The sequence below is a fragment of the Halorussus sp. AFM4 genome (assembly GCF_051194995.1).
Lineage (GTDB): Archaea > Halobacteriota > Halobacteria > Halobacteriales > Haladaptataceae > Halorussus.
The window spans coordinates 369,832-383,370 of sequence record NZ_JBNTJT010000004.1; the positions used below are offsets into that span (position 1 = coordinate 369,832).

The following is a 13,539-nucleotide window of genomic DNA, read 5'->3' on the forward strand; positions in this document are numbered from 1 at the left end:
TAGCCCCGACGTGAACCGGCGCGAACTGCTAGCCAGCGTGGGGGTCGCCGGCCTCGGGACGGTCGGGTCCGTCGGCTCGACTGCCGCCGGGACCGCCCCGGGGGAACGCCAGTCGTCGGACACCTACCGCAACCCCGTCTACGAGCACGTCTTCCCCGACCCCGACGTGCTCGAAGTCGGCGGCACCTACTACGCCTACGGCACCTACCACCCGTGGGGCCCGGGCGGCATCGACCGCCAACTGGTTCCGATTCTGCGGTCGCCCAACCTCGTCGACTGGGAGCCGGTCGGCCCCGCCTTCGAGGAGACCCCGCCGTGGTCGAAGTACAAGGGCCTGTGGGCGCCCGGCGTCGGCCGACTCGACGGCCGGGTCCTGCTCTACTACTCCGACTCGGAGTTCGGCGCCGACAACCCGGGCATCGGGGTCGCCACCGCGCCCGACCCCACCGGCCCCTTCGAGCCCCGGGGCGGGCTGTTCCGGAGCCGCGAGATCGGCGTCCCCAACTCCATCGACCCGATGCTGTTCGCGTGGCGGGGGACGCCGTACCTGTTCTGGGGGAGCCATCAGGGCATCTACGGCATCCGGCTCGCCGCCGACGGCCTCTCGACCGCGGGCGAGAAGTTCCAGATCGCGGGCGACGGCGTCGAGGCGCCCTACGTGGTCGAGCGCGACGGCTACTTCTACTTCTTCGGCTCGCGGGGCACCTGCTGCGCGGGCGCCGAGAGCACCTACTACCTGGTGGTCGGCCGGGCCGAGCAGTTGCGGGGACCGTACCGGAACCGCGACGGGGAGCGGCTCACCGTCGCGGACGCGACCGGAACCACGATTCTCGAAGGCGGCGAGGACTTCCTCGCGCCCGGTCACTGCGCGGTGGTCCGCGACACCAACGGCGGCTGGTGGCTGCTCTACCACGCCTACGAGGCGGGCAACCCCTGGATTCGGGACACCCCGCGCCGGGTCCTCATGCTCGACCGAATCCGGTGGGAGGACGGCTGGCCGGTGGTCGGCGAGGACGGGACGCCGAGCCTCGTGGGACAGGTGCCGCCGGTCGGGGAGTGAGCCGCCGGGGCGGACCCGACCTCCGGCGGGCCGGACCTACAGGCCGTCGCGGTCAGACCCCCTTCCCGGACAGGATGCCGACGACCGACTTCCCCCAGATCAGGGCGAAGCCGATGACCGCGAGGCCGACGACGGCGTAGCCGACGCCGGTCGCGTCCCAGCCGAACGCCTGGAGCAGTTCGACGGCGAGCAAGGCGGTCAGCAGGAGGGTGATGCGGTTCAATCGCGCGAGGAGTGCGGGGTCGGCCATGCGCGAGTCCTGACTCACCGGGGCCATCAAGGTGTGGGTTCCGCCCTCGCCTCCGAAACGCATACGAAACCCGACACCCATGTCTCGGTCATGTCCGACTTCGTCGTCCCGCCCGCGCTCGACCGCGGCGACCGGGTGGCCGTCGTCGCGCCCGGGTCGAACCGGGCGACCGACTACCCGCACGTCTACGACCTCGGCCTGGAGCGCCTCCGGGAGGTGTTCGACCTCGAACCGGTCGAGTACCCCACCGCGACCCGGGACAGCGAGTACCTCTACGACCACCCCGAGGAGCGCGCGCGGGACGTGATGGACGCCTTCGCCGACCCCGATATCTCGGGCGTCGTCACGGTCATCGGCGGCTTCGAGCAGGTCCGCATCCTGAAGCACCTCGACCCCGAGGTGCTGCGCGAGAACCCGACCCGGTTCTACGGCATCAGCGACAACACCAACCTGGCCCTGTACCTCTGGAACCTCGGCGTCGTCTCGTTCTACGGCGGGACCGTGATGACCGACCTCGCCATGCAGGGGTCGATGCACGACTACACGGTCGAGCACCTCGAGACCGCGTTCTTCGCCGACGACCTCTCGGCGTTCGGCGAGCTCCGGCCGGCCGACGAGTTCACCGACGAGGACCTCGACTGGGCCGACCCGGACAACCTCGACGAGCGCCGCGAGACGGAACCCGCCGAGGGCTGGACCTGGCGCGGGGCCGACCGCGCCGTCTCGGGACGGACCTGGGGCGGCTGCCTGGGCACCCTCGACATGGTGCTGCGGACCGGCCGGTACCTCCCGGCGCCCGAGGACCTCGACGGCCGGGTCCTCCTGCTGGAGACCTCCGAGGAGCTCCCCTCGGCGACCGACGTCCGGCAGTTCCTCATCGGGCTGGGCGAGCGCGGCCTCCTGGAGCGGTTCGCGGGCGTCCTGGTCGGTCGGGCCAAGGCCCGCAACCCGTTCGAGGACCCCGGTCCCGAGGAGCGCGCCGCGTACCGCCAGCGCCAGCGCGAGGCCGTCGCCGACGTGCTCGCGGAGTACAACCCGGACGCGCCGGTCGTCCTCGACCTGGAGTTCGGCCACACCGCGCCGGTGGTCCCGGTGCCGGTCGGCGGCACCGCGGAAATCGACCCCGCGAGCGAGACCGTCGAGTTCCGATAGGAGCGCCCCCGCCGCCGCCCCGCGCTTCGGCCGCTTCCACCGGCTATAAGGCCACGCGCTCCCCAGTTCCGACCGATACCCGTGAGTTCCGTCCGCCGCGACCGGATACTGCTCGCGACCGTGGTGTTCGCCGTGATGCTCGCGCAGGTGCTGCTGTACCCCGGCGTCCCGGACCTGGTCGACGCGGTCGGCGCGTCCACGTCGCTGGACGCGAGCATGTGGTTCCTCGCCGCCGAGTTCGCCGCGTTCGTCGCGTTCGCCGGGGCGTGGGGCGCGCTCAGCGACGGGCTGGGCCGCCGGATTCCGCTGGTCGTCGCGGGGGCGCTGGGCGGCGCGGTCGGCTACCTCGCGCTCGCGCTGCTGCCGGCCGCGCTCTCGCTGTCGTTCCTCGGCGTGCTCGCGCTCCGGGCGCTCCAGGGCGCGACCACCATCGGCGCGTTCTCGCTGTCGATGACGACGCTGATGGACCTCGAGGGCGGCCACGGCAAGAACATGGGCGCGGCCGGCATCGCCATCGGGCTCGGGACCGCGGTGGGCGCGCCCCTCGGCGGGCAGCTGTACGCCGTGAGCCCCCTCCTGCCGCTGTACGCGGCAAGCGGACTGCTGGTCTGCGCCGCGGTCCTCGCGCTGCCGATCTCGGACCGGGCACCGGGCGAGGGGTCCGAGGAGCGCGGCCGCGTCGCCCGGGCGCTCGCCACGCTGACCGAGCGCCCGGTGCTTGGCCTCCCGTACGTCTTCGGGTTCGTCGACCGCTTCACCGCCGGGTTCTTCGCGCTGGTCGGCACCGTCTACTTCCGGGAGGCGTTCGGCCTCGACGCCGCCGCGACCGGCGTGATGCTCGGGCTGTTCTTCGCGCCGTTCGCGCTCCTCCAGTACCCGTTCGGCGTGCTCTCGGACCGGATCGGCCGGAAGGGTCCCATCGTCGTCGGGTCGGCGCTGTACGGCCTCGCGGTCGTCGGCGTCGGCGTCTCGCCCACCGTCGCGGTCGCCGGCGCCGGGATGGTCGTCGTGGGCGTCATCGGCGCGCTGATGTCGCCGGCCACGATGGCGCTGGTCACCGACCTGTCGGCCGACTCGGCCCGCGGCACCGCGATGGCGGGGTTCAACGTCTTCGGGAGCCTGGGCTTCCTGGCGGGCATCCTGGTGGGCGGGACGGTCGCCGACGAGTTCGGGTTCCTCGCGGCGTTCCTGGTCGCGGGCGCGCTGGAGACCGCCATCGCGCTCGCCTCGATCCCGGCGTTCCTCCGGATCGACCTCGACGCCGAGCGGAGCGCGTTCGGCGGGTAGCCGGAGGCGCGGTCACGAAATCAGGTGCTCGACCGCCGACCCGCCGAACGCGGTGAGCACGAGGAGGAACGCGCCGAAGACGGCGACGAGGACGATGAGGGCCCGGAGCAGCCCCTGGAGGTCCTCGTCCAAGTTGTTCGACATGTATCGGTGGCGTCCCTGTACCCTCATAAAACTCGGGCTCCGTCGCGTCGACGGGTCCGGTGGGCCGCGTCCGGCGGCAAGCCGGAGATTTGCGACCATCCAATGGTTCATGTGGACGGTCGGCGATGTACAGCCACGAATGACGAGGCCCGACGGACTGTTCTCGCGCCCGCCCGACGACCGCATCCGGATCCTGGACGCCGACGGCGAGGTGGTCGCGCCGGAACTGATGCCCGACCTCGGCGACGAGGCGCTGGTCGCGATGTACCGCGACATGCGCTTCTGCCGCCGGCTCGACGAGCGCGCGATCAGCCTCCAGCGACAGGGCCGGCTCGGCACCTACTCGTCGCTCGCCGGCCAGGAGGGCGCCCAGATCGGCTCGACCCACGCGCTCGCCGACGCGGACCTCGTCTCCTACCAGTACCGCGAACACGGCGCGGTCGTCGCGCGCGGGTTCCCCTGGGAGTACCTGCTCTACTGGGCGGGTCACGAGCGCGGTAACGCGGCGCTCGCCGATATCGACGTCTTCCCGCTCAACATCACCATCGGCGACCACCTCCCGCACGCGGTCGGGATGGCCTGGGCGGCCAAGCTCCGGGGCGACGACCGCGCGACGGTCGTCCACTTCGGCGACGGCGCCACGTCCGAGGGCGACTTCCACGAGGGGCTGAACTTCGCCGGCGTGTACGACGTCCCCGCGGTGTTCGTCTGCAACAACAACCAGTGGGCCATCTCGGTCCCGCGTGAGCGACAGACCGCGAGCGACACCCTCGCGCAGAAGGCCCAGGCGTACGGCTTCGAGGGCGTGCAGGTCGACGGGATGGACCCCCTCGCGATGTACGTCGTCACGCGGGCGGCCCGCGAGAAGGCGCTGGCTCCCCGCGACGACGAACCCCGGCCCACGCTCGTGGAGGCGGTCCAGTACCGGTTCGGCGCCCACACCACCGCCGACGACCCCGCGCGGTACCGCGACGAGGCGGAGGTCGAGCGCTGGCGCGAGCGCGACCCGCTCGACCGGTTGGAGTCGTTCCTTCGCGAGACCGACCGACTCGACGACCACCGAATCGAGGAGATGGACGCGGAGATCGAGGCGACGCTGGCCGACGCGGTCGAGCGCCTGGAGTCGTACGAGGCCGACCCCGACGAGCCGTTCGAGTACACCTACGCCGAACCGACCGCGAAGCTCCGCGACCAGCGGGACTACCTGCGCGCGCTCCGCGAGGAGTACGGCGACGAGGCGCTCCTGCGGGACGAGTAGGAGCGAGGACGGGGGTGGAGAGAGGACGCGCAGAGGAAGGGACGAGCAAACGAGCGAGAGCGAGGACGAGCGGGAGACCGACGGCGTTTCGGCTGGAGCCGCCCGCGCCCGCCGATAGCGGTATCAGTCTGGTCGCCGACACCCGTAACAGCCACCGATGGAACGCAACGACGGGCGCGGAATCGCGGTCACGGTCGGCCGGTGGGCGGCGATGGCGGTCGCGACGTACCTGGTGATGGGCGTCGTCTACTCGATGCTGGTGCTCGCGTCGGCCGAGGGGCCGCTGGTGTCCGCGGCGAGCTGGGAGGTGATGACGGCGTTCATCCTCCCGGCGTTCTACGCCAACCCCGCCCGGGTGCTCGTCGCCCCGGCGCTGGCGCTTCTCGCGTTCGTCGTCTCGGCGGTCGCGGTGGTCCTGGCGACGCGGGGGCTGCAGACGTTCTACGGGCTGACGAAGTCCGCACAGAACGGGTGACGGTGACCGCGAGTACGAGCGAAGGCGACCGCGGCGGTACGAACGAGGGTCCGCGACGGTAACGAGCGAGGGCGACCGCGGCGCTACCGCAGTTCCTCGCGGGCCGCCTCGACGCCGGCCTCGGCGTCGACGTCCTCGCCGGTCGCCTCGAACGCCTCGCCGATGGTCCGCACGCCCCGGATGAGCTGCTCGGCCGAGAGGTTGCCCATGTTGCTCACGCGGAAGATGTCGCCGCCGAGGTGGGCCTGGCCGCCCGAGATGGAGACGCCCCGCTCCTCGACCGCGTCGAAGAAGGCGTCGGGGTCCTCGCGGGTGTGGGCCGGCAGCGCCACCGCGGTCAGGGTGTTGGAGTACTCGGTCGCCTCGTTGCGCTCGGGGAACAGGTCCAGCCCCATCGCGACGAACGCCTCGCGGAACGCCCGCGACTGGCGGCGGTGGCGCTCGATGCGGTCGGCCATCCCCTCGGCCTCGATGTTCTCGACCGCCACCGCGAGCCCGCGGAACAGCGGCACCGCGCTGGTGAAGGGGGTCTGGTGGGACTCGGCCTTCCGGAGGTGCCAGTCGAGGTCCTCGTAGAACGGCGCGGCGTCGCCGTCGAACCGCTCCTGGGCGGCCTCGGTGGCGTACATCGCCGAGGTGCCCGGCGGCGCCGCCAGGCACTTCTGGGCGTCGGTGACCGCCACGTCGACGTTCCAGTCGTCGATGCGGAACTCGTCGCCGCCGATGGAGGTCACGCCGTCCACGACGAAGGTGGCGTCGTGCTCGGCCGCGATCTCGCCGACCTGCTCGACCGGGTTGAGCAGCCCCGTCGAGGTCTCGTTGTGGACCATCGTCACCACGTCGGTGTCGTCGTCGACGGTCTCCGCCACCGCGTCGAGGTCGATGGACTGGCCCCACGTCGCCTCCACGGGGTCGACCGAGGCGTACCGGTCGGCGATGCGCTTGAACCGCCGGCCGAACTTCCCGTTGACCAGCGGGACGACCTTGCCGTCGTCGCCGCGACCGCTCAGGCCGCCGACGAGGTTCGCGACCGCGGCCTCCATCGCCATCGTCGCGGTCCCGTTGAAGATGAGACTGGTCCCGTCGCCGGCGGTCGACGACCCGTCGAGCGTCGACTCGGTGAACACGTAGTCGAGCGCGTCCTGGGCTCGCTCGTACACCGCCTCGAACTCGGCGGAGCGGTGCGAGACCATCGGCTCGCTCATCGCCTGTCGCACGTCGCGGGTCACGGGTACCGGCCCGGGGTTCAGGAGGAGAAAGTCCTCTCGCATGGGTGGACGGTCGGTCGGCCGCGGCTTAAGTGCGCGGGGTCGGCGCAAATCCCGCCACTTCGGCGGGGTCGCCCGCGGGACGCACGCCGGCCCCAGCGGTGATTGCCCCGGCGGGCCTACCCCCGACGATGGCCGACTTCACACAACAGGACGAGGGAAAACCGGTCCGGATCGGCGGCGAGACGGTCGGCACGGTCGTCATCGGCGACGACGACACCGCCTACGTCGACCCCGCCCGCGACGCGCCGGACGACGTGCTGGCGAAGCTCGACTGGGGCGAGAGCGACGACCTCTACCCGCTCGAACAGGCCGACATCGACGCGATAACCGACGACGAGGTGCTGCTCCGCGAGGACCTGTAGGGCCCCGTCGACGAGCGCTCGTCGACTGGGGAGCGGTCGTCCGGGGCGTTCACTCCCGCAAGCGCTCGGCCACCGCGTCGAGGTGGTCGAGGCCGACGACGGCCACGGTGTCCCCGCGCTCCCGCAGCGACGCGAGCTCCCCGGCCATGTGCTCCTCGCGGGTCTCGTCCCGGAGCGCCACGGGTCGCGGCGGGTCGAACGCCCGGAGCAGCGACTGGGAGCGCCGGGCCTGGGCGCGCTCGTCGCTGGCCTGGACCGCGGGCGGGTCGGCCCGGGTGCAGTCGTGGGCCACGGGGTCGTCGACCTCGACCCGGAGCGCGGTCCGGCGGGCGACCGCGGCCGCGACCCGGCAGGTCAGCGCGTGGCGGGTCACCGACGCGACGCCCGACGCGACCCGCCGGAGCGTCCCGGGCGAGGCGCCGTCGCGCCACCAGTTGCGGGCCAGGCGGGCGAAGAAGCCGCCGGTCGGCCCGTCGACGCCGACCACGTCGGCGTCGCACTCCCGGCCGGCCTGGGCGGCCGCGCTCATCTCGCCGCCGAAGGCGGGCGGCGTGCGGTCGCTCCGCGCGTAGGTCCGGTAGAGCGGCGTCGCCAGGGGCGGCACTTCGAGCGCGACGGTCTCGGGGTCGCGGTCCCGGACCACCGCGCGGGCGCGGAAGACGCTCGCCGGGTGGTCGTGGACGACGCCGACGAGTGTGACGTCGCCGTCGGGGTGGGCGACGGTCCGGAGGTACTCGTCGCTCAGGCGGGGGTCGTCCGCGTCCTCGTCCCGCGGTTCGGGGGTCGCGTCGTTCGGTTCGGGGGAACCGTTCGGTTCCGGGGCAGCGCTCGGTTCGGAGTCGGCGGAACCGGTCGGGTCGACCGGTCCGCTCGGTCCGGGCGATTCGAGGGCGTCGGACGGTCGGACGGGGTCGGCCGACCCGACGCCGGGGTCGTCGGTCGGTTCGGGGGCGTCGTCGAGGGAGGGCATCGACTTGCGGACGGGTATCACGCACCCCTCATAGTCCTTCGGATTCGGTCGCACCGCGCCCCGGGGCGGCGGGCCGAGGGGACCGGATTTTTACCGGAGAGGCGACAACTCCCCGGCAATGGCGAGCGTCAGCGCCGACGAGAACCCCTACGTCGAGGACCCGCCGACCGACTTCGCCCCGGTCGAGGAACTGACCCCGGAGGCGGCCGCCGAGCAGGCCCGCCTGCTCCGGGAGGCGATCCGGTACCACGACTACCGCTACTACGTCGAGAACGACCCCGTCGTCGCCGACCGGACCTACGACGCCCTCTTCACTCGCCTCCGGAACCTCGAGGAGGCCTTCGACGTGCGGACGGAGGACAGCCCCACCCGGCGGGTCGGGGGCGAACCCCTCGACGAGCTCGGGACGGTCGAGCACGTCGCGCCCATGCTCTCCATCGACTCCAGCGGCGAGGCCGAGGACGTCCGGGAGTTCGACCGCCGGATGCGCCGGGCGGTCGGCGAGGCGCGTCGCGGCTCGGAGCAGTCGAGCGGGGAACCGCGAGACGGCGGGGACGTCGCCTACGTCTGCGAGCCCAAGTTCGACGGCCTCTCGGTCGAGGTCGTCTACGAGGACGGCGAGTACGTCCGGGCGGCGACCCGGGGCGACGGCTACACCGGCGAGGACGTCACCGAGAACGTCCGGACCATCGCCAGCGTGCCCCACCGCCTCCGGGGCGACTATCCCGACCGACTCGTCGTGCGCGGCGAGGTCCACATCCCCGAGGACGACTTTCAGGAACTGAACCGCGAGCGGGTCGAGCGCGGCGAGGACCCCTTCGCCAACCCCCGGAACGCCGCGGCCGGCTCCCTCCGGCAGCTCGACCCCTCGGTAACCGCCGGCCGGCCTCTCGACGTGTTCTTCTTCGACGTCCTCGACTCCTCGTACGACTTCGCGACCCACTGGGAGCAGCACGAGACGCTGCCCCGCTGGGGCCTGAAGGTCAACGACCGGGTCGAGCGCATCGACGACATCGAGGACGCCATCGCCTACCGCGACCGCCTGATGGAGGACCGCCCGGACCTCGACTACGAGATCGACGGCGTCGTCATCAAGGTCGACGACCTCGCCGCCTGCGAGGAGCTGGGCGCCACCGAGCGCCACTACCGGTGGGCGTTCGCCTACAAGTTCCCCGCGCGCTCTGAGGTCACGACCATCACCGACGTCGTAGTGCAGGTCGGCCGGACCGGCCGGCTCACCCCCGTGGCGCTGCTCGAACCGGTCGACGTCGGCGGGGTCACCGTCTCGCGGGCCAGCCTCCACAACCCCGACGAGATCGAGGCGATGGACGTGAACGTCGGCGACGAGGTGCGGGTCGAGCGCGCCGGCGACGTCATCCCCTACGTCGCCGAGGTGGTCGAGAAGCGCTCGCCGGGCCACTACGAGTTCCCGGAGCGCTGCCCGGTCTGCGACAGCGCGGTGGAGTTCGACGGCCCCATCGCCTACTGCACCGGCGGGCTCGCCTGCGACGCCCAGCTCCGGCGCGCGGTCCAGTACTACGCCAGCGAGGACGGCCTCGACATCGAGGGACTGGGCGGCGAGCGCGTCGACCAGCTCATCGACGCCGGCCTTATCGACGACAGCCTCGCGGACCTCTACCGCATCGAGAGGGAGGATCTGGTCGACTTAGAGGGCTGGGGCGAGACCAGCGCCGACAACCTCCTGCGCGAACTGGAGGACTCGAAGCACCCCCAACTCCGGGCGTTCCTCGCGGCCATCGGCATCCCGAAGGTCGGTCCGGCCACCGCGGCCGACCTCGCGCGGGCGTTCGGCGACTTCGAGAGCGTCCGGACCGCGACCCGGGAGGAGCTCGAATCGGTCGAGGGCATCGGCCCGAAGGTCGCCGACCAGATCGCGGAGTTCTTCGACTCGCCCGAGAACGAGCGGGTCATCGACGACCTGCTCGACGCGGTCGGGCCGCTGGAGACCCCCGACGAGGACGAGACCGGCGACGAACTCGACGGGCTGACCTTCGTGTTCACCGGGTCGCTCGACGGCCACACCCGGAGCGAGGCCCGGCAGCTGGTCGAGGACCGCGGCGCGAACGCCACGGGCAACGTCTCGAGCAACACCGACTACCTCGTCGCCGGCGACAGCCCGGGACAGACGAAGCTCGACGACGCCGAGGACGAGGGCGTGCCGGTGCTCGACGAGAGCGAGTTCGAGGAACTGCTGGAGGAGCGGGGAATCGAGGCGTAGCGGGACGGAGAACAGCGGAACCGAGGGCGGTCGCCCGACTCAGAGGTCCGCGTCCCTGAACACCAGGTAGCCGAGCGCGACCGGGACGAGCAGCCACAGCAGGAACTGGGCCAGCACGACCCAGTCCGAGAGGTAGAACGGCGCCTCGCCGATCTGCTGGGCGATGAACCCCTGCATCCGGCCGGCGCCGTACAGCCGCGCGGCCATGACGTTGTCGGTGTACAGCCGGGTGACGAGGCTCTCGTAGGCCCGGATCGGGTTGAAGAACTTGATGAACAGCCCGTACTTCACGAGCGTCATGTTCTCCCAGCCGAGGCCGAGCTTGTCGTTGAACACCACCAGCACGCGCCGGACCTGGGTCCAGAGCATCGTGAGCACGACGTACGTCCCGACCGTGCCGAGCATCGCCCGGCGGTTGCTCGACGCCGCGGCCGAGAAGCCGACCGCGACGCTGACGAACACGACGCCCAGCAGCAGCGTCAGCGCGACGAACGCGAGGTACTTCAGCGGACCGACCTGCACGCCGTAGAGCGCGAGGACGACCGCCGCGAGCAGCATGGCGACCAGCACCGGCAGGGTGAGCACGGTGCTCCGGCCGACGGTCTTGCCGGCGACCACGTCCTGCCGGGAGTGGGGCAGCGAGAGCAGCAGCTTCAGCGACCCCGACTCGCGCTCGCCGATGACGGAGCTGTACGCGACCACGATGGCGACGATGGGGACCACGAGCGCGACCACCCGGTTGCCCAGCGTCGGCACGAACACCTCCGAGGTGAGCGGCTGGTTCCCCTGCGGCTGGACGCCCGACCCGATGAGGTAGGCGCTGCCGACGAACAGGCCGAAGAAGATGGCCGACAGGCCCCAGAGCCACCGCGAACGCACCGCGTCCCGGAAGTCCTTCCGGGCGATGGCCTGCCACGTCATGCCGTCACCTCCTGCCCGTCGGTGGTGTAGGCCATGAACAGGTCCTCGAGCGAGGCCTCCTCGGTCTCGAAGTCCCGCACGTCGACGCCGGCCTCCTCCAGGGTGGTGATGACCGCCGTCTTGGCGTCGCTCCCGCAGGAGACGACCAGCCGCCCGCCGTCCTCGCGCTCGACCTCGGAGACGCCGTCGAGTTCGCGCACGTCGGCCAGCGCCGCCTCGGAGACGTCCTCGGCGGTGATCCGCAGGACGGTGTCGGCGCTGGTCGCCTGGCGCAGCCCCTCGATGGAGTCCTCGGCCACCAACTGGCCGTTCCGGAGGATGCCGACGCGGTCGCAGACCGCCTCGACCTGTCCGAGGATGTGGCTCGAGAAGAACACGGTCGCGCCCCGGTCGGCCTCCTCGCGGACGATGTCGCGCATCTGGCGCGCGCCCTGCGGGTCGAGGCCGGTCGACGGCTCGTCGAGCACGAGCAGGTCGGGCTCGCCGACCAGCGCCATCCCGAGGACGAGCCGCTGGGCCATCCCCTTCGAGTAGCCGCCGGCCTTCCGGTCGCCGGCGTCCGCGAGGCCCACGCGGTCGAGGATGGCGTCGGGGTCGTCGTCGGCCTCCTTCGACTCGACGGCGAACTCGAGGTGCTGCCTGCCGGTCAGGCGGTCGTACACCGAGAACCCCTCGGGGAGCACGCCGAGTCGCTCGCGGACCGAGACGCCCTCGTCGTGGACGTCGCGGCCGAGGATCCGGACCTCGCCGTCGGTCGGGCGGACGAAGTCCAGCAGCATGTTGATGGTGGTGGACTTGCCCGCGCCGTTCGGGCCGAGGAAGCCGAACACCTCGCCCTCCTCGACTTCGAGGGAGAGGTCGCGGACGGCGACGACGTCGCCGTACCGCTTGGTCACTCCGTCGATCTCGATAGCGGCCATAGGAGCGCCTTTTGCGTTCCCCTACGTAAACCCTTGTCTTATCCCGGCGTTCGTCTGACGGAGGCGGTGTCGGGGGCGCGCCGCCCCGCAGAAACGGCGGACGTCTCCGACTCCGCGGCCGCTTCGACCCGTTCCCTGGCGCCTCAGACCGCCTCGTCCGGGTCGTGCTGCTCGGCCATCCGGGTCGCCTCGTCGGCGTAGCGCTCGCGGGTCGCCTCGTCGTCGACCGGGTCGAGCGACTCGGGGTCGGCGTCGACGGCCGCGGTCACGTCCACCTGGTTGAGCATGTTCATCGACCGCTGCTTGCGGAGCTGTCGCTCGCCGTCGGTCGTGGCGTACACCAGCGAGACCAGCCCCTTGTCGGTGTACGTCCGCTCCACGAGCCAGAGTCGCTCGTCGTCCATGCGTCAACCTACTCGGGCGGCGAGTTGAATCCACCGGGTTCGGCCGTCCGTCGCCCTCAGGGTCGGTGCTGACGTGCCAGTAGCGTTAAGACGCGAAGCGGCGTACTCGACAGTGAATGATGGACTACGGGTGGCAGGAACGAAGGGGACACGGAGTACCGGGTATCGGCAGCAATCGCCTCGGCCCGCTCCCCGCGACCGAATGAGGATGAGCCAGTCCCCGCTGTCTCAGGCCACGGACGACCGCCTCTCCGAGATGCTCTTCCAGGGCGAGGAGGTCGAGGAGGAGCTCACCGTCGAGGGCGCACGCGTCGCGGTCACGACCCACCGGGTCCTCGTGTTCACCCCCGACGGCGACGGCCGGCGGTTCGACCACGCCGACCGCCCGAACGTCCTCGACGCGAACGTCGAGACCACCGGCCGGGACTCCTACGTCGAGTGGGGCGTCCGGACCGGCGTCTACGGCGCGGTGCTGTTCGGCGGCGGCGTCCTCCTGAAGACCAGCGGCATCCTCGAGGAGCTGGGGGCCACCGAGGCGCCCGCCGACGTCCCCGGCTCGGGCATCGCGCAGTTCGTCTCTCTCCTCCCGAAGGCGCTCGGCACGCTCACGACCGGTCTCCTCCTCGGCGGCGGCCTGCTGGCGCTGGCGGCGCTCGCGCTCGGCGGCCTCTACTTCAGCTCTCGCGAGCGCGAACTCGTCATCGAGCGGGCCGGCCGCGACCCGATGCGGGTGCCGGTCCGGGACGACGACGCCGAGGACGTCGCCCGACGGCTCCGGGCCGCGGTAGGGACAGGTTCAAAATCGCGCGGCGACTAGCTGCGTCCG

General features: G+C 71.8%; 15 protein-coding genes. 8 read left to right on the plus strand and 7 right to left on the minus strand.

All coding sequences use genetic code 11. The features are described from left to right. Positions 1–10: 10 nt before the first annotated feature. On the plus strand, positions 11–1,060 hold the full coding sequence (locus ACQUQF_RS19275; protein ID WP_435180762.1) for a family 43 glycosylhydrolase: 1,050 nt from the start codon (positions 11–13) through the stop codon (positions 1,058–1,060). A gap of 52 nt (positions 1,061–1,112) precedes the next feature. Here the strand turns inward: ACQUQF_RS19275 and ACQUQF_RS19280 are convergent, their stop codons facing one another. Continuing rightward, positions 1,113–1,310 carry a hypothetical protein gene (locus ACQUQF_RS19280; protein ID WP_435180763.1) on the minus strand — a complete coding sequence of 66 codons (198 nt, stop codon included), beginning with the start codon at positions 1,308–1,310 and terminating at the stop codon, positions 1,113–1,115. Positions 1,311–1,400: 90 nt separating this feature from the next. Between ACQUQF_RS19280 and ACQUQF_RS19285 the strand changes: the two genes are divergently transcribed. Together ACQUQF_RS19285 and ACQUQF_RS19290 are read left to right on the plus strand one after the other, a co-directional pair. After that, positions 1,401–2,462 carry a S66 family peptidase gene (locus ACQUQF_RS19285; protein WP_435180764.1) on the plus strand — a complete coding sequence of 354 codons (1,062 nt, stop codon included), beginning with the start codon at positions 1,401–1,403 and terminating at the stop codon, positions 2,460–2,462. 81 nt (positions 2,463–2,543) lie between these two features. Next, entirely contained in the window at positions 2,544–3,749 is a 1,206-nt protein-coding gene (locus ACQUQF_RS19290; protein WP_435180765.1) for an MFS transporter, read from the plus strand. A 12-nt stretch (positions 3,750–3,761) separates the two neighbouring features. Here the strand turns inward: ACQUQF_RS19290 and ACQUQF_RS19295 are convergent, their stop codons facing one another. Further along, entirely contained in the window at positions 3,762–3,893 is a 132-nt protein-coding gene (locus tag ACQUQF_RS19295) for a hypothetical protein (RefSeq protein WP_435180766.1), read from the minus strand. Positions 3,894–4,032: 139 nt separating this feature from the next. Between ACQUQF_RS19295 and pdhA the strand changes: the two genes are divergently transcribed. Next, positions 4,033–5,151, plus strand: coding sequence for a pyruvate dehydrogenase (acetyl-transferring) E1 component subunit alpha (gene pdhA, locus ACQUQF_RS19300; protein ID WP_435180767.1), 1,119 nt, complete (start codon positions 4,033–4,035; stop codon positions 5,149–5,151). Between the two features lie 157 nt (positions 5,152–5,308). Further along, entirely contained in the window at positions 5,309–5,626 is a 318-nt protein-coding gene (locus ACQUQF_RS19305; RefSeq protein WP_435180768.1) for a hypothetical protein, read from the plus strand. An 83-nt stretch (positions 5,627–5,709) separates the two neighbouring features. On the opposite strand, the gene ACQUQF_RS19310 is transcribed toward ACQUQF_RS19305, so the two are convergent. After that, positions 5,710–6,897, minus strand: coding sequence for a pyridoxal-phosphate-dependent aminotransferase family protein (locus ACQUQF_RS19310; protein WP_435180769.1), 1,188 nt, complete (start codon positions 6,895–6,897; stop codon positions 5,710–5,712). A gap of 128 nt (positions 6,898–7,025) precedes the next feature. Here ACQUQF_RS19310 and ACQUQF_RS19315 point away from each other — a divergent pair, with 128 nt between their 5' ends. Then, a complete protein-coding gene (locus ACQUQF_RS19315) occupies positions 7,026–7,259 on the plus strand; it encodes a PRC-barrel domain containing protein (protein ID WP_435180770.1) in 234 nt (77 codons plus the stop codon). Positions 7,260–7,308: 49 nt separating this feature from the next. On the opposite strand, the gene ACQUQF_RS19320 is transcribed toward ACQUQF_RS19315, so the two are convergent. Next, complete coding sequence (locus ACQUQF_RS19320) at positions 7,309–8,229, minus strand: hypothetical protein (RefSeq protein ID WP_435180771.1); 921 nt, start codon at positions 8,227–8,229, stop codon at positions 7,309–7,311. A gap of 118 nt (positions 8,230–8,347) precedes the next feature. Between ACQUQF_RS19320 and ligA the strand changes: the two genes are divergently transcribed. Continuing rightward, positions 8,348–10,468: an NAD-dependent DNA ligase LigA gene (ligA, locus tag ACQUQF_RS19325; RefSeq protein WP_435180772.1), complete on the plus strand. Its 2,121-nt coding sequence runs from the start codon at positions 8,348–8,350 to the stop codon at positions 10,466–10,468. Positions 10,469–10,507: 39 nt separating this feature from the next. Here the strand turns inward: ligA and ACQUQF_RS19330 are convergent, their stop codons facing one another. The 3 genes from ACQUQF_RS19330 to ACQUQF_RS19340 form a co-directional block, all read right to left on the minus strand. Continuing rightward, positions 10,508–11,389: an ABC transporter permease subunit gene (locus ACQUQF_RS19330; RefSeq protein WP_435180773.1), complete on the minus strand. Its 882-nt coding sequence runs from the start codon at positions 11,387–11,389 to the stop codon at positions 10,508–10,510. Next, complete coding sequence (locus ACQUQF_RS19335) at positions 11,386–12,309, minus strand: ATP-binding cassette domain-containing protein (RefSeq protein ID WP_435180774.1); 924 nt, start codon at positions 12,307–12,309, stop codon at positions 11,386–11,388. Before ACQUQF_RS19335 ends, ACQUQF_RS19330 begins: the two co-directional genes overlap by 4 nt. 143 nt (positions 12,310–12,452) lie before the next feature. Further along, positions 12,453–12,713: a hypothetical protein gene (locus tag ACQUQF_RS19340; protein WP_435180775.1), complete on the minus strand. Its 261-nt coding sequence runs from the start codon at positions 12,711–12,713 to the stop codon at positions 12,453–12,455. A 208-nt stretch (positions 12,714–12,921) separates the two neighbouring features. Between ACQUQF_RS19340 and ACQUQF_RS19345 the strand changes: the two genes are divergently transcribed. Beyond that, positions 12,922–13,530 (plus strand): hypothetical protein, encoded by a 609-nt coding sequence (locus ACQUQF_RS19345; protein ID WP_435180776.1) that lies wholly within the window; start codon positions 12,922–12,924, stop codon positions 13,528–13,530. The last annotated feature ends 9 nt before the right edge of the window (positions 13,531–13,539 follow it).